The organism is uncultured Maribacter sp. (genome assembly GCF_963975365.1).
Lineage (GTDB): Bacteria > Bacteroidota > Bacteroidia > Flavobacteriales > Flavobacteriaceae > Maribacter.
Map to the genome: position 1 here is coordinate 118,929 of NZ_CAXBGF010000005.1, position 20,343 is coordinate 139,271.

At 34.8% G+C, this 20,343-nt stretch carries 20 protein-coding genes and 1 pseudogene; 12 read left to right on the forward strand and 9 right to left on the reverse strand.

The window, feature by feature from the left end:
- Positions 1 to 2 precede the first annotated feature (2 nt).
- The 3 genes from nqrF to AACZ49_RS08130 all read left to right on the forward strand — a co-directional run bounded on the left by nqrF (position 3) and on the right by AACZ49_RS08130 (position 2,754).
- On the forward strand, positions 3 to 1,310 hold the full coding sequence (gene nqrF, locus AACZ49_RS08120; RefSeq protein WP_339653279.1) for an NADH:ubiquinone reductase (Na(+)-transporting) subunit F: 1,308 nt from the start codon (positions 3 to 5) through the stop codon (positions 1,308 to 1,310).
- 71 nt (positions 1,311 to 1,381) lie between these two features.
- Positions 1,382 to 1,744, forward strand: coding sequence for a Na(+)-translocating NADH-quinone reductase subunit F (locus AACZ49_RS08125; RefSeq protein WP_339653280.1), 363 nt, complete (start codon positions 1,382 to 1,384; stop codon positions 1,742 to 1,744).
- Entirely contained in the window at positions 1,741 to 2,754 is a 1,014-nt protein-coding gene (locus AACZ49_RS08130; protein WP_339653282.1) for an FAD:protein FMN transferase, read from the forward strand. The genes AACZ49_RS08125 and AACZ49_RS08130 overlap by 4 nt, the downstream gene beginning before the upstream one ends.
- Here the strand turns inward: AACZ49_RS08130 and AACZ49_RS08135 are convergent, their stop codons facing one another.
- The 3 genes from AACZ49_RS08135 to gpmI are packed head-to-tail and all read right to left on the reverse strand — an operon-like array spanning position 2,755 to position 5,897.
- Positions 2,755 to 3,519, reverse strand: a complete 765-nt coding sequence (locus tag AACZ49_RS08135) for a methyltransferase domain-containing protein (RefSeq protein ID WP_339653284.1) — start codon at positions 3,517 to 3,519, stop codon at positions 2,755 to 2,757. It lies immediately after the preceding gene.
- A gap of 9 nt (positions 3,520 to 3,528) precedes the next feature.
- The gene (gene map / locus AACZ49_RS08140; RefSeq protein ID WP_339653286.1) at positions 3,529 to 4,347 is read right to left on the reverse strand and encodes a type I methionyl aminopeptidase; all 819 of its coding nucleotides are present in this window, start codon (positions 4,345 to 4,347) and stop codon (positions 3,529 to 3,531) included.
- A gap of 32 nt (positions 4,348 to 4,379) precedes the next feature.
- Complete coding sequence (gene gpmI, locus AACZ49_RS08145; protein WP_339653288.1) at positions 4,380 to 5,897, reverse strand: 2,3-bisphosphoglycerate-independent phosphoglycerate mutase; 1,518 nt, start codon at positions 5,895 to 5,897, stop codon at positions 4,380 to 4,382.
- A gap of 372 nt (positions 5,898 to 6,269) precedes the next feature.
- Between gpmI and AACZ49_RS08150 the strand changes: the two genes are divergently transcribed.
- Positions 6,270 to 6,467 (forward strand): ankyrin repeat domain-containing protein, encoded by a 198-nt coding sequence (locus AACZ49_RS08150; RefSeq protein ID WP_339653498.1) that lies wholly within the window; start codon positions 6,270 to 6,272, stop codon positions 6,465 to 6,467.
- A 248-nt stretch (positions 6,468 to 6,715) separates the two neighbouring features.
- Here AACZ49_RS08150 and AACZ49_RS08155 read toward each other — a convergent pair whose 3' ends face one another.
- The 5 genes and pseudogenes from AACZ49_RS08155 to AACZ49_RS08175 form a co-directional block, all read right to left on the reverse strand.
- On the reverse strand, positions 6,716 to 6,883 hold the full coding sequence (locus AACZ49_RS08155) for a DUF6747 family protein (RefSeq protein ID WP_339653290.1): 168 nt from the start codon (positions 6,881 to 6,883) through the stop codon (positions 6,716 to 6,718).
- Between the two features lie 108 nt (positions 6,884 to 6,991).
- Positions 6,992 to 7,615: pseudogene (locus AACZ49_RS08160) on the reverse strand (M48 family metalloprotease).
- 34 nt (positions 7,616 to 7,649) lie between these two features.
- On the reverse strand, positions 7,650 to 8,387 hold the full coding sequence (locus AACZ49_RS08165) for a M15 family metallopeptidase (protein WP_339653292.1): 738 nt from the start codon (positions 8,385 to 8,387) through the stop codon (positions 7,650 to 7,652).
- An 86-nt stretch (positions 8,388 to 8,473) separates the two neighbouring features.
- Positions 8,474 to 9,637, reverse strand: coding sequence for a gliding motility-associated C-terminal domain-containing protein (locus AACZ49_RS08170; protein ID WP_339653293.1), 1,164 nt, complete (start codon positions 9,635 to 9,637; stop codon positions 8,474 to 8,476).
- Positions 9,637 to 12,171, reverse strand: a complete 2,535-nt coding sequence (locus tag AACZ49_RS08175) for a hypothetical protein (protein WP_339653294.1) — start codon at positions 12,169 to 12,171, stop codon at positions 9,637 to 9,639. Before AACZ49_RS08175 ends, AACZ49_RS08170 begins: the two co-directional genes overlap by 1 nt.
- Positions 12,172 to 12,464: 293 nt before the next feature.
- On the opposite strand from AACZ49_RS08175, the gene AACZ49_RS08180 reads away from it, so the two are divergent.
- From AACZ49_RS08180 to AACZ49_RS08205, 6 genes are all read left to right on the forward strand, one after another.
- Positions 12,465 to 13,208, forward strand: a complete 744-nt coding sequence (locus tag AACZ49_RS08180; protein ID WP_339653295.1) for a hypothetical protein — start codon at positions 12,465 to 12,467, stop codon at positions 13,206 to 13,208.
- Positions 13,198 to 13,971: a hypothetical protein gene (locus AACZ49_RS08185; RefSeq protein WP_339653296.1), complete on the forward strand. Its 774-nt coding sequence runs from the start codon at positions 13,198 to 13,200 to the stop codon at positions 13,969 to 13,971. The genes AACZ49_RS08180 and AACZ49_RS08185 overlap by 11 nt, the downstream gene beginning before the upstream one ends.
- Before the next feature lie 49 nt (positions 13,972 to 14,020).
- Positions 14,021 to 14,527 carry a DUF6702 family protein gene (locus tag AACZ49_RS08190; protein WP_339653297.1) on the forward strand — a complete coding sequence of 169 codons (507 nt, stop codon included), beginning with the start codon at positions 14,021 to 14,023 and terminating at the stop codon, positions 14,525 to 14,527.
- A 57-nt stretch (positions 14,528 to 14,584) separates the two neighbouring features.
- Positions 14,585 to 16,855 carry a M1 family metallopeptidase gene (locus tag AACZ49_RS08195; RefSeq protein WP_339653298.1) on the forward strand — a complete coding sequence of 757 codons (2,271 nt, stop codon included), beginning with the start codon at positions 14,585 to 14,587 and terminating at the stop codon, positions 16,853 to 16,855.
- 92 nt (positions 16,856 to 16,947) lie between these two features.
- Entirely contained in the window at positions 16,948 to 17,277 is a 330-nt protein-coding gene (locus tag AACZ49_RS08200) for a twin-arginine translocase TatA/TatE family subunit (protein ID WP_339653501.1), read from the forward strand.
- 6 nt (positions 17,278 to 17,283) lie between these two features.
- The gene (locus tag AACZ49_RS08205) at positions 17,284 to 17,859 is read left to right on the forward strand and encodes a phosphatase PAP2 family protein (protein WP_339653299.1); all 576 of its coding nucleotides are present in this window, start codon (positions 17,284 to 17,286) and stop codon (positions 17,857 to 17,859) included.
- Here AACZ49_RS08205 and AACZ49_RS08210 read toward each other — a convergent pair.
- Entirely contained in the window at positions 17,822 to 18,463 is a 642-nt protein-coding gene (locus tag AACZ49_RS08210; RefSeq protein WP_339653301.1) for an O-methyltransferase, read from the reverse strand. The genes AACZ49_RS08205 and AACZ49_RS08210 overlap by 38 nt on opposite strands.
- 60 nt (positions 18,464 to 18,523) lie before the next feature.
- Between AACZ49_RS08210 and AACZ49_RS08215 the strand changes: the two genes are divergently transcribed.
- Together AACZ49_RS08215 and kynU are read left to right on the forward strand one after the other, a co-directional pair.
- Entirely contained in the window at positions 18,524 to 19,000 is a 477-nt protein-coding gene (locus AACZ49_RS08215) for a GNAT family N-acetyltransferase (RefSeq protein WP_339653302.1), read from the forward strand.
- A gap of 62 nt (positions 19,001 to 19,062) precedes the next feature.
- Complete coding sequence (kynU, locus tag AACZ49_RS08220; RefSeq protein WP_339653303.1) at positions 19,063 to 20,331, forward strand: kynureninase; 1,269 nt, start codon at positions 19,063 to 19,065, stop codon at positions 20,329 to 20,331.
- The last annotated feature ends 12 nt before the right edge of the window (positions 20,332 to 20,343 follow it).

Here is a 20,343-nt window from a genome sequence, read left to right on the forward strand (position 1 = left end):
ATATGATTTTAGCTGCAAGTACTGGCGGAACTATACTAATAACCGTTGTCGCATTTCTAATATTATTAATGGTATTGGTGGCATTGCTGTTGTTTACCAAACAAAAGCTTTCTCCATCGGGTCCTGTGACCATTACCATAAATGGAGAGAAGAAAATTGAAGTAGCTTCAGGTGGGTCTTTATTGTCTACTTTGGGTAATCAAAAAGTATTCTTACCATCTGCTTGTGGAGGTGGTGGAACATGTATTCAATGTGAATGTCATGTATTATCTGGTGGAGGTGAAGCTTTACCAACAGAAACGCCTCATTTTTCCAAAAGAGAGCTAAATCATGGTGCACGTTTAGCCTGTCAGGTTAAGGTGAAACAAGATATGGAAATCACTATTCCAGAAGAGGTTTTTGGTATTAAGAAATGGCCAGGTAAAGTAGTACGTAATTATAATGTAGCTTCATTTATTAAGGAATTCGTAGTAGAAATTCCTGAAGATATGAACTACAAAGCTGGTGGTTATATTCAAATTGAAATTCCACAATGTGAGGTGAAATTCGCGGACATGGATATAACGGCTCACCCAGAAGAGCATGAAACTCCAGATAAGTTTCAAGCAGAATGGGACAAGTTTAATTTGTGGCCTTTAGTTATGAAGAATCCAGAAACAGTTGAAAGAGCATATTCTATGGCTTCTTTTCCTGCTGAGGGAAGAGAGATTATGTTAAATGTTCGTATTGCTACTCCGCCATGGGATCGTGCTAAAAATGGTTGGATGGATGTAAACCCTGGTGTTGCTTCATCTTATATTTTTAACCTAAAGAAAGGTGATGATGTGGTTATTTCAGGACCTTACGGTGAATTCTTCATCAATGAGTCTGATTCAGAGATGTTGTATGTAGGTGGTGGTGCAGGTATGGCGCCTATGCGTTCGCATTTATATCATTTATTCAAAACATTAAAAACGAATAGAAAAGTAAGTTACTGGTATGGTGGTCGTTCTAAACGTGAACTGTTTTACTTAGACCATTTTTACAAGTTAGAACAAGAGTTTCCTAATTTTAAATTCTATTTGGCTTTGTCTGAACCAATGGAAGTTGATAACTGGAAAGTAAAAGAGAGTATAGATGCTCCAGGTGATGGTTTTGTTGGGTTCATACACAACTGTGTAATTGATAACTATTTAGTTCATCATGAATCTCCAGAAGATATTGAACTTTATTTTTGTGGTCCTCCGTTAATGAATAAAGCTGTGCAGAAAATGGGTGAAGATTTTGGTATCCCAGATGAGCATATACGTTTCGATGATTTCGGTGGATAATATATAAAAATCTGATATCTAATATTATAGCCGATACCTTAAGTATCGGCTTTTTTATCAAATTTATTTAAATGCATGTATTAACAGAACAAGAGCTTCACAATTTAGCGATGAATATTGTTGGTAAGCAATTAGAAGACTCTGGGTTTGAGTTTTTAGCAGTGAATAGCGAATTGCGTAAGAATCCTCAATTTGTTTGCACTAAAGATAAGAGTATGCGATTTGTGGTTGTAAAAGCGATTGAATACCCCGGTGATCCAAAAGATTTTGAGTTTTTTAAATCAGATTTGAATAAAATGAAGGAGCATGCGTTAAAATTTGATGCTAGTACTTTTTATGCAGGTGTTGGTTTGGTGAATGCGGCAGACCATAATTTACCTGTTTATTTAGATGAAGAGTATATTGTTGATTATGATGGTTTAGTTGAGATATGAGGAAGGAAATTTTTGTTTTAGGTATGGTTTTGGGGTTGTTTTATTCTTGCATTCAAAACGATGCTACTGTACACCGTAATGAAAACAGAGGTACGGCTTTAGGAACTTCTTATAATGTCATTTCTATTACTGCGAGTGAAACAGATTTTCAAAAAGATATTGATTCTGTTTTTACTGCTATCAACCATTCATTATCTACTTATATTCCTGAATCTGATATTTCAAGAATAAACGAGGGTGATAGCTCAGTTGTCGTTGACAAGATGTTTGAAGATGTATTTCATTTATCTAAGATTATATATGAAGATACTAACGGCTATTTTGACCCTACAGTGGGTACTTTGGTCAATGCTTGGGGTTTTGGCCCAGAACAACAAATTACATTAGATAGTCTTAAGGTAGATAGTTTATTAAATTACGTAGGTTTAGATAAGGTAAGTATCAATTCAGAAAAGCAGGTAATTAAGACAAATAGAAATATCTATTTAGATTTTAATGCCATAGCCAAAGGGTATGCAATAGATAGAATTGCTGTTATGCTCAATGCGAAAGGGGTAAAGAATTACTTAATTGAAGTTGGAGGTGAATTAGTCGGTAAAGGAAGAAACATAATAAGTGATAAGTCTTGGGTAGTGGGTATTGATGATCCACAAATGCAGACCGAAAGAACTACTAAAATTTTAATTCATTTGAATGATAGGGCTTTAGCGTCTTCTGGTAATTATAGAAAGTTTAGAATTGACGAAAGTACCGGAAAAAGATATGTACATACTGTAAATCCTAAAACAGGATTCACGCAAGTTTCTAATACGCTTGCAGTTACTATTTTGGCGGATGATTGCGCTACAGCAGATGCTTATGCTACTGCTTTTATGGCTATGGATTTAGATGAAGCTTTTAAATTGATTAATGAGAATAAAAATATGGAAGCATATATTGTTTACTTAGATGCAAATGGTGACGCTCAAGAATATTTGACAAAAGGCTTTAAAGATGTAGTGATCGAATAATTATTTATTGACTATTGGTATAATTTCTCCTGATGATAATCGATATCTGTTAATTTCTTCAGATGTAAGTTGTTTAGTGAAATCTACTTCATTGACCTTGAAGCCTATTTTACGTAATTTATTAAAGTAATCTCTTCCATAAATCCTTACATGGTCGTACTGGCCAAAAATTTTAGCACGCTCAACTTTATCGGTAATGGAATTATCTTCAAAAGTTTTTTCCCTTTTTAAATCTTGTGGTATCTGGAAAATTCCCCATCCACCTGATTTTAATACACGATAAAGTTCTGATATTGCTTTTGTATCATCAGGTATGTGTTCTAGCACATGATTACATAATATTACATCAAATGTATTGTCTTCAAAGGGTAAATTGCATATATCAGCTTTTATATCAGCTAAAGGAGAATTTAAATCTGTAGTTACATAGTTCAAATTCTTTAAATTTCTAAACCGCTTGTAAAAGGCTTGCTCAGGTGCAAAATGTAATACTTTAAGTGGTGTGGTGAAAAAATTGGTTTCTTTTTTTAAAAATAGCCAAAGTAAACGATGTCTTTCCAAAGATAGGGTAGATGGCGATAGCACATTCTCACGAGGGTTTTCATAGCCATAAGGTAAAAAACTACGAAACGTGTTACCATCAATAGGGTCTTCATAAGTATTGCCTTTATAGTAAATCTTAAAAAAAGGTTTTACTACATAGCTAAGCGATATTAGTATAGGTCTAGGTACCAGATTAAGAAAAAATTTAAAAATTTTCTTCATGCTTTATACCTAGCTTTTTATAGAGGAAGAGGTGAATTCAGCTTCTTCATCACTTACAATTCCTAATGCGTCATATATGTATTTAAATGTGGATAACAATTCAGGTTTACCGTTTACAATGGCAATATTATGCTCGAAATGAGCACTAGGTTGACCATCAGCGGTAAGTATAGTCCAACCATCCTTCAATTGCTTAATGCTTTTTGTGCCCATATTGGTCATAGGCTCAATAGCTACGGTCATACCTTCAACAAATTTTTTGCCACGGCCACGTTTTCCATAATTAGGCATTTCTGGATCCTCATGCATTTTTCGACCCAAACCATGACCTACTAGCTCGCGAACTACACCATAACCATGGTCTTCGGTGAATTTTTGTATGGCATAACCAACATCACCAACACGGTTGCCAACTTTAAATTCACGAATACCTACATAAAGTGATTTTTTTGTTACCTCTAAAAGTTTTTTAACTTCTGGTGAAACCTCACCAACTTCAAAGGTATAAGCATGGTCGCCGTAAAAATCATTTTTAAATGCACCACAGTCAATCGAAATAATATCGCCTTCTTCTAATGGGGTATTGTTAGGTATTCCATGCACTACCTGAGCATTAGGGCTCATGCAAAGTGAATTGGGGAAATCGTATAAACCTAGAAAACCGGGTACAGCACCATGATCACGAATAAAAGTTTCAGCCAAGGTATCTAATTGAAGCGTTGTCACTCCTGGTTTTACTTCGCTTGCTATCATTCCTAAAGTTTTAGAAACAATGAGAGCACTTTCTCTCATCAATTCAATCTCTTCAGCCGTTTTAATTTTTATCATAGATATTTTTACTTTCGGTTTCTTCCGATTATTTATACTAATGAATTTTGGGTCATGTACTTAGATTTTTCCACACCCATCATTTTTAAAATTGTAGGAGCAATATCACCCAATACACCATCATTGATATGATGAATATCTTTATCCACTAATATTAACGGAACTGGGTTGGTAGTGTGCGCTGTATTAGGACTTCCATCTTCATTTATCATAGTTTCACAATTACCGTGGTCAGCAATTACAATAACCGAGTAATTGTTCTCTATTGCAGCGGTAATAACATCTTTAGCACATTCGTCAACAGTTTCGCAAGCTTTTATAGCAGCTTCCATAACCCCTGTATGGCCTACCATATCAGGATTAGCGAAATTTAAACAAACAAAATCAACTTCACCTTTTTTGATTTCTGGAATAATTTTATCCCTAATTTCGAAAGCACTCATTTCGGGTTGTAAATCATATGTAGCCACTTTTGGTGACGGACATAAAATTCGAGATTCACCTTCAAAAGGAACTTCCCTACCACCATTGAAAAAGAAAGTTACGTGAGGGTACTTTTCTGTTTCAGCTATTCGTATTTGTTTTTTACCTGCTTTTGATAAAACTTCTCCTAAGGTTTCAATGATATTATCTTTATTGTAAACTACATGTACATTTTTATATGACTCGTCATAATTCGTTAAAGTCACATAATACAAGTTTAATTTATGCATATTTTGCTCATGCATATCTACCTGACTCAAAACCTGGGTCAATTCTCTACCACGATCTGTTCTGAAATTAAAGAAAATAACGACATCCTCCTCTTTAACAATTGCAATAGGTGTTCCATCGGTATTGGTCATAACAATGGGTTTTACAAACTCATCGGTAATATCGTTGTCATAACTTTTCTGAATGGTTTTTACTATGTCAGTTGATTTTTCGCCCTCTGCATTTACAATAACGTCATATGCTTCTTTTACACGTTCCCATCGTTTGTCACGATCCATTGCGTAATATCTGCCAATAACGGTTGCTAATTTGGTGTTTTTATCAGCACAGAAGTGAACTAGATCTTCTAAAAATCCCATACCACTTTTAGGGTCGACATCTCTACCATCGGTAAATGCATGAACAAACATGTTTTGAACACCAGACTCTTTTCCGGCAGTAATAAGTCCTTTAATATGATTTGTATGACTATGTACCCCACCATCACTAAGAAGTCCTAAGAAATGAACATTTTTGTTATTCTTGTTAGCATATTCAAAAGCATCTTTTAATACTTGCTCGTCCTTTAGCGTATTCTCTTTAACCGCTTTATTGATTTTGGCTAAATCTTGATAAACAATTCTACCGGCACCTAAATTCATGTGTCCCACTTCACTATTCCCCATTTGCCCTTCAGGAAGACCAACGTTCATGCCGTCGGTCAGTAAATTCGAGTTTGCGTATTTTGTGTATAGGCTATCAATAAAAGGTGTTTTGGCTTTGTCAACTGCAGATACTTCTGGGTCAGGAGATTTCCCCCAACCATCTAATATCATTAAGATTACTTTTTTGTTCATCTTTCCTAAGGTTTTAGATATCAAAAATACTATGTTCTGCTTAGTAAATCTATATGATTACTTACCTTTTTTTATATGATAACATATCTCAACAAATTTTCAGTTTTGAGTAGTATTTGTTTGTTAAAGTTTAGTTATAACACTGTTAACGAATGAAGCAAATTTAAATGGATAGCGTCTTTTACTATAAACAATATTGTATTCATCAATTAAATCACTCATCATGAAAAAATCAATTCTAGCATTATCCATCGTTGCACTAACGATGGGGTCGAATTTAATGGCCAATGAAATTACTCAACCATCTAATCTAGTGTTTTAAACCACGAACTTATTATTAATGTAGATATCAGCTCTTTTGGTAAAGCTGTTATACAAGGAGATTTGTCAACTGTAAAGCGACTAATAGATTTAGGTGAAGATGTTAATCAAAAATCTTTAGGCATGACCCCAACAATGTTTGCTGCTCGTTATAATAAGGTAGAAGTTTTGTTCTTATTGTTAAAAAATGGGGCAGATTTAACCATGAAAAGTAATCAAGGCTTTTCAGTTAAACGATATGCTGAATGATCTAATGCCGAAGAAGCTTTACTTGTTATAGAAACTGCATTAGGCAGTTAGAGAAAATTCAAAAATCGATATTTTGAATAACAATCAGGGCTTTCGTACAGATTAAAATAAAGTATTGAAATATGGTATTCGTGTTACGTTAAGATTTTTTTAAAATTTATTAAAAAGCCTCATTGAAAATTTCAATGAGACTTTTTTAATTACAAAATTCTACTCCAAATAGTGTTCAGGTAAAAGAGTAAAAAACGTTAAAAATCAAATCCATTAAATGCTCTATAAACAAAAGCATATAGTGCCGAAAATATCATTAGGGCACAGAATATAGAGTAGCCCTTTAAAATAATAACCAATATTTCAGGTTTACAATTTTCGAACGCTTGCGCGTATATACTTCTAAAATGTGTAATTGTTCCCATTATAGTGTTCTTCTATGATTAAATCATAGCTATAAAAGGTATAAATAAATGGCGAAATAAGCTTGGGGCTTACCCAAAGTTAAAAAATTATAGTTGTCGTATTGCGTACTATAGATTAAATGACCAAAAAATTCGATTAACTTTGATTTTCTCAAGTATACTCTCGGGATCTGGGTGGGTGCTTTGAAATTCTGGCGTTTTATTTGGACCACCAGCAGCTTTTAATATTTCCATTACCTTAATCATCTCATAAGTGTCATATCCGGACTGAATTATAAAAAGAACTCCAAGTTCATCACTTTCCAATTCATCACCACGACCATTTTTTTAGCAAGGTGTTCTGACCAATACTTCCGACAATACTTACCATGTCTCCTGCACCAACTGTTGCGCCCATTGTAGCTGTTTGCCAAGTTTGACTATCGGCAAGTAAATGAAAATCATATTTATACGGTGTTTCTCTTGCAATACTATGTTGCACCAATTTATGATCAACCGATGCTATAAACTATTGTAGCCTTTGGTCAGGGTAAAGTCCGCCATATTGTTGGGCCAATTCAGGAGCGTTTTGCAAACCAATAGCAATTTCTTGGTCTGAAGTCATGTTGATATGTTGTGAGCGACCAGTAGATGGATTTTCTTCGGGATTACTCCATTTTTAGATAAATGCAAAGGCTACAATTGCCAAACCAATAAAATTCTAATTTTCCAACCTCCTCTTCTCGTAGTAATGTGTTCTAATACAATTATTTAAGGTATAAAAAGCTTATAGTAGGTTTCTGTTTATATCTAAAATATTATTTTGAATGTATGATCTTAAAAACCCCATGGTAAAATTCTCTGCGCCATAATAATCTTCACGAAGTAAGAGCGAAGCAATATTTTTACTCCTAAATTGCTCTAACATAGGTATCGAAATTGGAGCATAGCTGTAATGCCAAGGCTCATATTTAAATCCTCTTCTTTTTGAATCATCGGTATATACTAAATAAAAGCCGTAGGTTTCAGAATTTTCATCCATCCATTTTTTAAAATCAACAAATGGCCCTTCATTTTCATATTTGTGTGGTACTAAAACATCACCTTCAACTTTTCTATACCCATCAATTACATCAATATCTGTTCCCCAATGATGCCTGCTTGTTCCTGGTATGGTAGAATATTCTATAATTTTGTCGATGGCATCAAGAGGGTTCATTCCATCATCTTCAGTATAAGTTAAAAATTTACGCTCGAAAATTGCTTTTTGGCGCTCATAATTTCTATAGCTAGAAACAATCTTAAGATCTATACCGTCATTATATGCTGCCTTTTTCATTTCTAAGAAGGCATCGTGAGCTTCTTTTCTAAGGTTGATTTCTTTTCCAAACAATTCAATATCCTCTTTTCCCATGAGCTCTGAAATAGAATATTCATAGTCTTCTTGGATATTGAAAATGGTAGGGAAAAACGAAATCGCTAGTGCTGCAGAGCTGCTTTTTTGTATAAAATTTCTTCTCTTCATAAGTTAAAAATAAGATTTTAAGGCATGACCTATCTAATTTAACGCTAAAAAGGTCGTTGTAATATTTTTATACTTATCAATTTTAACTATCGAGCCAAATATAAAAATCCTTGAAAGCTCAAATCTTCTCCAGGTAAATCTATGGTGTAGAAATATACACCTATGGGTAGCCCTTTTTCGGCACCGAAAGGAATGTTGTTAAGATTCGAAAATCCATTAAATTCATCTCTATAATTTGCCATTTCAAAAACCTTTAAACCATAGCGGTCATAGATTTGAACAAAATTGCTTTCGAATTCTTCTAATTCAGCAACGTAGAAATAATCATTTACACCATCACCATTTACGGAAACAAAGAAATTATCAATGTTAATCACTTCTAATGATAATGGCTCATATGGTGCTTTTGATACCCCAAGCGTTATAATTTCGTAATCATCTGGTATGAATGAAGTTGTGGTTATAAAGCCTTCGTTTAAGGTGCCTACGGGTAAACTACCCACTAAATTCACCCATTTTTGAGAAGCTTTGCTCCACCCAACAGGTATGATTGTGGTAGTATCCTCGGTTAGGCCTGCCATTGCACTACGTTGGTTCCAGCTAAGGGTTACATTAGATGGAATTGTACCTTCTAATCTCCAAAACTCACTAGTGTTAACAAGTTCAATATCAAAGTCTTTTTCAGTGGTATCGAAGGTATTTGACAATGAAATGGGATTATCAGCATTTTCATGGAAATAGGCACTTTTTGAGAATAGGTTAGTGCTTTCTGAGTTAATGATTAATGGTCTTAAAAATTGACTGTCCCCAATAGGAAAGGCAAAATCTTGCTGATTAGTTATGGCTGCATACCCTTCAATTTTAGAAAAATCATATTCACCAGTGTAGAACGAATTATCTAAAAAAGTATAAAAAATAGAAGGTTGGGTAAGAGGCGTACGAATGTTACCTAAAATAAAATTGGTATTGTTGCTATTATCGATGCCTAACGCTAATTGCAAATCATTTTCTATAGCAATTTCTACATCATAGAATTGAGGGGTCAACGTACCAGAAACAGTTAATAACTGTGTGCCATAAAAACCTGCTAAACCAAGGTTGTTGTCTAAAGGGGAGTCATTGATGAGGTTGGTGTGAAAACCAATACTGCCACCCTCATGAATACGTAAGTTACCATTGTTGTATAGGGCGGTTTGGGCAGATGCCGAAACTACCAAAAGAATGAAAAGAAGATTAATTTGCTTTTTCATTATTCTTTCGTCTTTTCTAACAATAGGTTCTTGATTTCCTCCATTTGGGCTTTAAGTGCTTGTACTTCGCTAGCCATGTTTTTATTGGATGACTCTAGCTTCTTTATTTTCTTTTCTTGCTCAATGGTGTGAAGAAAGAGTTCTTCTATTTTTTCGAGGTTTTGTAAGTTTGATTCACTTAGGCTCCAAAGACCATCCTCTTTAACTTGTTTGGCTGATTTAATTCCAGGCAAATGGTTGTTCTTTATTAAAAATTGTTCAATTTCTTCAAGATTCTTAAAATTATAGCTATCCTTTAATTCGGATAAACCAGTAAAATATTTTTGAAATACATAGTCTGGGATACCCGTATGAGTCCCCGTTACTGTTACATTGCCTTCAAACAAAACATCTCCATCAACGTGAAGTCTCGCTGCAATAGTAGTTCCATCCACTTCGAAAGTAGGGCCAATGCCAACGTTTTGAGCAGCATCAATTCTTAGTGCCTCAACACCCGTTGTAACAAGTCCTAATTGGTCCGGACCAGCTCTATACATACCGGTATTGGAATCATCATTAAAGCTATATGCAACACTGCTTGGTAAAGTTCCGAAAGTATTTCTAATCCCTTCAGCTCTAATTGCACCCGCAACATGTAGTTTGTTAGAGGGTGTAATTGTTCCAATACCAATAAGACCAGCTCCAGTGAAATATAAGTCATTTCCAGCTAGCCCTACCGTTCTGTCATCATTTAAATTTAGATTTGCATTTGTGATATTTTGACCACTTGTAACGGAGAGGTTGAAATCATTATCCGTGTTGGTTATGGTTACCGATCCGTCGGTAGATGTAATAGCCTGAATTTCGTTCGTATCGCTTTTATCATCATCCGCATTTTCTGATGCCGTTATTGCGGCGGCAAGTTCTAGATCGGTGGTGAGTTCGCTAAGGTCGGCTGTTACATTGTTTCCGTCCTCGATATTGATTGCCAGATCGGAACCTGTCAGTATCGCGCTTTCTAGATTTTGGTTATCTGTTTCCACTACGGGGTTAGCCACTATTTCATCAATTGCTGCTTGTGTAGTTATCGCCGTAAGTCCAGAGGCTGTATTGTCGTATGCTACTTGTGCTGCATTTTGGTTGTCCGTATTAACCAATGTACTCCCAGCAAGTTCATCGATGGCTGCTTGTGCTGTTGCCCCTGCAAGTCCTGATGCTGTAGGGTCGTATGCTACTTGTGATGCGTTTTGATTTCCTATGTTATTCGTATTAAAGTAAGAAAGTGTTACTGCATCTTGTGGATCTACAGGATCACCAATATTTTTAATTATTTTTCCCCCTCCATCATTACCGTCAAGTAAAACTTGGCCGATATTCTGCAACTCATTGGTAGGGTCTATATCAGGTAAAGTGATAGTATTGCCCCCCGTACCTGAAATACTAAGTTGATTACCGTTAATTCGAAGTTGTTGTGAATCAGTATTGATATAATCGGTTAAGGGAATGCTATTTCCACCTGAAATTTCTAAAATATCATTTGTAATGCTTAAGGTTTGGCTGTCGGTATTAGATTCACTTAAACTTTGTAAAGGAACCGTTCTAGTTCCTCCATTTTCGAGGGTTAAGGTAAGCACTTTCGTAGTCGGATTTAAGTTGAATTGAGTAATGGTTTGGTCATCCGTTCCTGAATTATTTAATACGGATAGGTCAACAGATGTACCACCGGGGGTTGCCGATTGGCTAATGGTCAACTTTTTGGTCAATTCGTTGAACGTTAAATCAATGAGCTCATTGGTGTCATCGGTATCTTGATCATCAATAATATGTTCTGTAATTAATGCCGTATTATTTGAAATATTCAATTGTATGCCTTCGGTAATTTCCAACGGATTGGCCGGTGTGCCATTTCCGGTTATGGTTATTTCGTCACCTAATGCACCCGTTAGGTCGCCTGCATCTCCCCATTGAACTATTCCATTTTCATCGGTAACTAATACTTGGCCCGGTATAAAGTTAGCCATATCGGTTGGTGCAATACTACCATCTCGTATCTCATCTGTACCTACCGAATTTTGGCGTATTTCACTAGAACCCACAGATTCTGCAGCCAGTTTTTCTTGGGTAATGGAATTGTCTTGAATATCGTCTGGTCCAATTCCACCATCTACTATATTATCACCAAGTATACCGTTTTTGGCAATCTCTAAATTATAACCACCTGCTGTTTGGGTAATTTCAATGGTCGCTCTATTGTTAATTATAGGGTCGTTGGTAATGGTGAAATTAACTGCATCGCAAAGATTCACCCATTGCGTACCATCATAATAATTAATACACTCGGAGTCGGTGTTATAAACTATACCACCTCTCTGTGGAGTTATAGCTTCCATTTCTTGTGTGCTGACCCGTGTAATTACCAATACTTTTGAACTGCTTTCTAATTCAAGTACCGATGCAGGGTCTATATTTTGGGGATTATCACCTATTTTTATTTGCCCAAATACGGTTGGTATTGTGAGTATTGTAAATAAAATAAAGAAAATTATAGCTTTCATACTAAGCGTTTTATAACCTTAAAATGGTGGAAAACAAAAATAGTATTATCTTCTTATCTAAATTTATTTATATGTTGAAATAGTAAGCTAATAGGTTGAAGTACATTAAACTTCGTTGAAAGTATATATAATTTTAGCTCATAAGTACGTGATTCATGTACCTGTTCAATTTAAAGGTTGATGTAAGAAATTAACAAAAGTTTATTGACGGGTTTTTTTTTATCATGTTAACATATCTTTACTTTATATTCTGAATTCCTTATAAAAGGGTGTTCATTGCTTAAAATAAAATAATGACCAAAAAATTACTTTTTTTAATAGTATTACTTACAACAGTAACCAGTTTTTCACAAGATGACGATAGACGACCCTTAATGGGTTCTGTTATCTATATGAATGTTGCTGTACCTAATGAAAATGTGATTAACTTCACATCTGAAAAAGCAACTATTACCAATGATCAAGGTCAATTTAAAATTAATGTAAAGGTGGGTGATCAGTTAGTATTTACAGCTGTTAACTATAATATAAAAGTGGTTACCATCACCGAAGAAATTTTGGCAAATAATCGCTTAGTCGTTGAGGTTAAGGAAAAAGTGACCGAGTTAGATGAAGTGGTGATTACTCCTGATCAACAAGAGCGTTTTTTAAAGTTAAAGAATGAAGAGTTTAAAACATATGAATACGAAATTGATCGAAGTACAGAAGTAGAGAACATTTCATTATCTCAATCGGAAAGAGGAATGCAAGATGGATTGAATTTTGTTAATATTTTCAGGGCAATTTTCAAGTCTCAGAACGAAACAGAAGAAACCGGTCCTAAATTAAAGGTAAGTGATGTGCTAAGACAAGTATATGATGATTCATTTTTTGTGGTTGATCTAGCAATACCTCAAGATAGAATAGATGAGTTCTTGATATATTGCGATACTAGAATGCCAATACAATCTTTACTTAAGAAAGAAAATGAGTTTCAACTCATTGATGCTTTGGTTACTAACAGCAAATCCTTTCTGAAAGGAGTAGATGAGGAGTAGTCTCCTAATTTTACTATTATTATGCAGTGTTACAGTTGTAGCTCAAATCGGTGAACCTAAAAATTTAGAAGGTAGAGTATATAGCGCTGATGGTGATGTAGCTGCAACACATGTGTTGAATTTAACGACAAAGAGGGCAACCATAACCGATGTAAATGGGTTTTTTACCATTTCCGTTCATGTATTGGATACTTTGGAATTTTCTGCAATTCAATACAAAAAGAAGATGGTAATTGTATCAACGTCCATTTTAGAAAGCAAGTTAGTATCTATTGGTTTAGAGGAGGCCTTGACCGAGTTAGACGAGGTTACGGTAACACCTTATAACCTTAGTGGTGACCTTATTAAAGATTTAGCTACGTTAGCATTAGACCCAATAGTTACGGCATCTACATTGGGCTTACCAAATGCTTACGTAAAAATACCTACAAAGGCAGAACGAGAGCTTACCGCTGCAACAGCCAATCCAGTTATGAGTTTTGACCCTTTAATAAATGCTATTACCGGTCGTACTAAAATGTTGAAACAGCGGGTAGAAAGAAATAAACTGTACGATAGAACAAAGCGTGTACGCGATTTTTACGACGATAGCGTGTATCAAAAAGATTTAGGTATACCACTAAATAAAATAGATGATTTTTTATATTTCTGTGAAGTAGACGCTATATTTCAAGAAATAGTTGATACCCATGACCAAATTAAAATTTGGGACTATTTTCTTAAGAAAAGTTCTATTTACAGAAAAAATAATTCTTTAGATTAGCATCTGTTTTTGGCATATGCTTTGTAAAGCAGTATTAAAATAACACCATATGAAATTTTTTAGAACAGCTTTATTATTGCTAATAATGCCATTATTTGCTTTTACGGGAGCACATAAATTCTATATCAGTGTAACTAACGTTGATTATTCTGAAAAGAACCAATCGGTTCAGATAATAACTCGAATTTTTATTGATGATATGAACGCTGTATTAAAAGAACGCTACGGTATATCTTCAAAGTTAGGAACCGATAACGAGTCAGCTGACGATAGAGCGTATTTCGAGAAATATATTCGCACTAAATTTTTAGTAGAAGTGAATGGAGAAACTGTAAAATATAATTTTATTGGTAAGAAGTATGATACAGATATGGTAATATGTTATTTAGAAGTAACCGATGTTCCGCTAAAGAATTTAAAGCAAATCGGTATTCAAAATGAAGTACTTACAGATATATACGATGATCAACAAAATGTTGTTCATTTCAAAATTAATGGAAAGAAAAAAAGCCATGTTCTTATAAAGTCACATACTAAAGGAATGTTAAATTTGTAACATATATTAAGAAATCTTTTTAAAAACTTTAAATTTCCCACACTAAATAATTAAGTAATGATAAGAATAAAGTATGCATTTGCCTCTGTATTATTTCTTTTTGTAGCAGTTGGTTTTGCACAAGAGGAAGTAACCAAAGAAAAAGAACCAGGGCATTACAACCAAAGTAAGTTTAAACAACTCTACGAAGAATTCGCCACTCCTAATACATATAGGTCGGCATCTGGTGCGCCAGGACCAGATTACTACCAACAACAGGCCGACTATGTGATGGACATTCGCTTAGATGATAAGAACGCCAAAATTTTTGGAGAAGAAACAGTTACTTATACTAATAACTCACCAGATGATTTGGAATACTTGTGGTTACAGTTAGATCAGAATATAAGGACAAAAGATTCAAAAGCTTTATTGAAAAATGGAGCTAAAGTAAAAGAATCAGAAGATACGGCAGATTTTGTTGAGAAGTATATAACAGAATCTTTTGATGGGGGATTTAATATAGATTATGTAAAAGATGGTTCTGGAAATGCTTTGCCGTATACTGTTAATTTCACCATGATGCGTGTAGATTTACCTGCACCGCTAAAAAGTGGAGAGAAATATTCTTTTAATATAAAATGGAATTATAATATTCCTGATCATACTATAAATAGAGCAAGATCTGGATATGAGTATTTTAAGGAAGATGGAAACAGAGCTTATGTAATTGCTCAGTTTTTTCCAAGAATGGCGGTTTATAGTGATGTAGAAGGATGGCAGAATCATCAGTTTTGGGGAAATGGAGAATTTGCACTCCCATTCGGAAACTATGAAGTAAATATTACGGTACCTGCAGATCATATTTTAGATGGTACCGGTGTGCTTCAAAACAGAAAAGACGTGTACTCAAAAGAAATGATGAGTCGTTATGAGCAAGCAAAAAAATCATATGATAAGCCTGTGATTATAGTTACCCAAGCAGAAGCAGAGGCGGCTGAGAAAGGTTTTTCAGATAAAACGAAAACATGGAAGCTAAAAGCTGAAAATGTTCGTGATTTCGGTTTTGCTACTTCCCGAAAATTTATTTGGGATATGCAGGCAGTAAAAATGGGCAATAGAGATATAATGGCGGTTTCATTATATCCTAAAGAAGGTAATCCGTTATGGGAAGAGTATTCTACAAAGGCTGTCGCTCATACACTTAAGTCATATTCATCACATACATTCGATTATCCTTATCCAAAAGCAATTTCCGTACATGCTAAAAATCAGGGAATGGAATATCCAATGATTTGTTGGAACTACGGTAGGCCAAATGAAGACGGTAGCTATTCTGACCGAACAAAATTCGGAATGATCAGTGTAATTATTCATGAAGTGGGACATAATTTTTTCCCGATGATCGTAAATTCAGACGAACGTCAATGGGGATGGATGGATGAAGGTTTAGATACCTTTATGCAGTATATGGCCGAGCAAGAATTCGGAGAATTATATCCTGAGGCTGTAGCGCCAAATGATAAATACCCTTCTAGAAGAGGTGATCCTTCTAAGATTGTACCCTATATGAGTGGTGATCAAAGCACGATATCACCAATTATGTCGAATCCTGAAAATGTTTTTCAATTAGGACCTAATGCTTACGGAAAACCGGCAACTGCATTAAATATCTTAAGAGAAACAGTAATGGGTCGTGAATTATTTGACCATGCATTTAAAACCTATTCACATCGTTGGATGTTTAAACATCCAACTCCAGAAGATTTTTTTAGAACTATGGAAGATGCTTCTGCCGTTGATTTAGATTGGTATTGGAGAGGATGGTTTTATACCACCGATTTTGTTGACATGGGGGTGAAAAATATTAAAAAGTATCAGGTAGCAAAAAAACCTGTTACCGGTGATTTGATGTCGAAAGTATTTTTGGTCTCTTCTGACAGTGAAAGCTACGATCCTGCTTTAGAGGGAGTAAATCCTTCTGAAACTTCCAAAACTTTAAAAGAGTATATGATGGATAATATGACCGAAGCAGAACGAGCTACGGTTAAGGAGCCAAAATATTTCTATGAGATAACATATAATAGTCCAGGTGGTTTGCCAATGCCATTGATCGTTGAATATACCTATGCAGATGGTTCGGTTAAAAATATAACCTACCCACCAGAGATTTGGAGAAAGAATTCTAAAGAAGTAATGATGGTTATTTCATCTTCTTCAGAACTTACAAATGTTGTTATTGATCCTAAAATGGAAACTGCCGATATTGATACCACTAACAATAGTTGGCCAAAGAAGGAACAGGAGAACGAATTTGATAAAATGAAAGAGGAAATTAAAGGAAAATAGGACTAAAAAATAATTCTATAAAAAGCCTCGTAGTTATACGAGGCTTTTTTAATTTGGATAGTAAACTTGTTTATATTTGTAGTATGATAGCTATGTATTCGTTATTTATTAGTGGCGCAGAAATTTTCTTCATTATGTTTGTCGTAGTGATGGTTTTTGGTGCCGACAAAATTCCTGGTATTGCCAAGGGGTTGGGTAAGGGTATGCGCCAATTGAAGGATGCAACCGAAGACATTAAAAAAGAAATTCAAAAGAGTGCTGATAAGCAAGGTATTGACACAAGTTTTGTAAAGGATATCAAGAAGGATATCGATGACATGAAACGTGATATTGATTCTGGATTAGCTAAAGATGTTAAGAAACAGATTAGCGATGTTGGCAAAAATATCAGTGACGTAACTGGCAGTATAAAAAGAAAGTAGGTCATTATGCTCGATAAGATTTTACAATGGGACCGAGAGACCTTTGTTTATCTTAACAGTCTTGGTATTGAGCAATATGATTTATTTTGGTCTACGGTTACCAAGTTCCCGCCTTGGATTCCTTTTTTTGTACTTATTATTTCTCTTTTTTTTGTAAAATTCACAAAACGTGAAGCTTTATTCATGATTTTGACCCTTTTGGTCATGGTTCTGTTCGTAGGTACCTTAACGGATTTGACCAAGAATCTGGTTGCGCGTTTGAGGCCAAATAATGATGAAGAAATAAATACCTTAATCCGTATTTTAAGGAGGCCGTCTGGCTTTAGTTTCTTTTCAGGTCATGCCTCATCATCCTTTTCTATAATAACCTTAGTTGTTCTGTTTTTAAGGCAACATTTTAAATGGAGATACCTATTTTATATTTGGCCTATCTTATTTGCTATGAGTAGAATTTACGTAGGGGTACATTTTCCTATAGACTTAATTGTTGGTGCCTTGGCAGGAATATTTTCTGCTTGGTTGTTTTATAAATTATATGGCATACTTATCTCACCCTACTTAAAGTTAAACCATCGCGAATAGGTAATAACACAGTCTCTAAAAGTGGATGTTCCCTTAGTTTTTTATTGTAATCTAACAATACTTTTGTCGCATTGTCTTTTGGGTCTAAGGGTTCTACAACTTTGCCAGACCATAAGACATTATCAGAGAGTATGATTGTGCCCGACTTTGTTTTAGGTAAAATTTTTTCTAGATATTTATGGTACTGTTTTTTTTCTGCATCAATAAATACAAGGTCGAAAGTGATGTCTAGCTCAGGTATAATATCTAAAGCATTGCCTGTGTGTTGAATAATTTGATTTCCGTACTCACTACGGTTAAAAAAAGTGCTTTGAATATGCTTTAATTCTGCATTTACGTCAATTGTATGTAATTCTCCTTCTTTTCGTAATCCTTCAGCAAGGCATAAAGCTGAATAACCAGTGTACGTGCCGATTTCAAGAATATAGGTAGGATTAATAATTTTAGACAACAAACTTAAAACTCTGCCTTGAAAATGGCCGGTAAGCATTCTCGGTTGAATCACTTTTAAATGAGTTTCACGAGTAAGTTCTTGTAGTAATTTAGGTTCCTCTTGCGAATTATCTGCCAAATAGCTTTCTAAAAGTGGCGATATAAAATGCATACGTTTCTTTTTGCAAAAATAGGGTTTTAAGCCTTAATTTCATGACATCAAATTTAACACATGATAAACCAGGAAATTAGTATTCGAAAAGCTGTAATTGAAGATTTACCGGTGCTTTTACAACATGAACAAGGTGTTATTGCCTCTGAGCGCCCTTTCGATCCTACAATTAGAAATAACGATATAACCTATTATGATTTACATGCTTTAATGTCAAATTCACGAGCTGTGGTTTTAGTTGCTTGTGAAGGAGAAAAGATAGTAGCAACGGGTTATGCTTTAGAAAAGCCAGCACGGCATTATTTAGACCATGAAACTTTTGCCTATTTAGGTTTTATGTATACCGACCCCGAATATAGGGGTAGGGGAATAAACGGTAAAATTATAAGTGGGTTACAGCAATGGGTTAGTTCTATAGGCTTAGTAGAAATGAGGTTACATGTTTATAATGAAAATGAGCCGGCTATACGTGCCTATGAAAAAGTTGGGTTCAAGAAACATATGGTAGAAATGCGATTTCGAACCAAATTAGAGTAAGCTATTATTGATTCGGGTTTATTAAATAATAGGCTTATGATTACTTTTATATAAAATTAGTTATGGAATTTAAAAATACACTTGAGTTTGCACAATCATTAGATGCTCAAGATAACTTACGAACCTATAGAGATGAATTTATATTCCCAAAAATCAATGGGAAAGAGGTAATATATTTTACAGGTAACTCTTTAGGGCTTCAGCCAAAACGAACAAAAAGTTTTGTTGATGAAGTTATGGAAGATTGGGCAGAACTGGCGGTAGAAGGCCATTTTTATGCTGAAAAACCTTGGTGGGATTATCATGAGCGCTTAGCAGAACCTTTAGCAAAAGTTGTAGGGGCATTGCCAGAAGAAGTTTCAGTAATGAATACTTTAACTGTTAACCTACACTTATTAATGGTGTCTTTTTACAGACCTACAAAAACTCGATTCAAAATTCTATGTGAGGAAAAAGCTTTTCCTAGTGATCAATATATGTTTCAAAGTCAAGTGCGGTTTCACGGTTTGAATTCTGATGAAACAATAGTTGAATTAAAAAAACGTGAAGGGGAACATCATTGGAGAACAGAGGATGTTCTTGAAAAAATAAAAGAGCTGGGCGAAGAATTGGCACTTGTTTTAATAGGTGGTGTAAATTATTACAATGGGCAGGTGATGAATATGGAAGCCATTACCAAAGCTGGGAAAGCAGTAGGGGCAAATGTGGGTTGGGATTTGGCACATGCTGTGGGTAATGTAGAGTTGAAATTGCATGATTGGGATGCGGATTTTGCATCATGGTGTAGTTATAAGTATATGAATAGCGGACCTGGTAACGCATCGGGTATTTTTGTGAACAAAAGACATCTGAATAAAAAGGACATTCAACGATTTGAAGGATGGTGGGGAACAAAAAAAGAAACTCGATTTTTGATGAAACCTGAATTCGAGCCGATGGAAAATGCCGATGCCTGGCAAATAAGCAATGTTCCTATACTTTCTGTTGCACCATATTTAGCATCTTTAACAATGTTCGAAGAAGTAGGCATGGAGGCCTTAATCAAAAAGCGGAATAAAATTGTCGCCTATTTAGAATTTATTCTACATGAAATTGATAAAGAGGTCGATAGTACTTTTGAAATTATTACACCATTGGAAAGAGGTTGTCAATTATCTGTCTTTTTGCACGGACAAGGAAAATCGTTGTTCAATTATTTAATGGAAAATGGAGTGATTACCGATTGGCGCGAACCAAATGTTATACGATTGGCACCTGTACCTTTTTATTCTTCATTTGAAGATATGTATCGTTTCGGGCAAATTTTAAAAGCAGGAGTACTGGCATATTAAATTCATTTAATT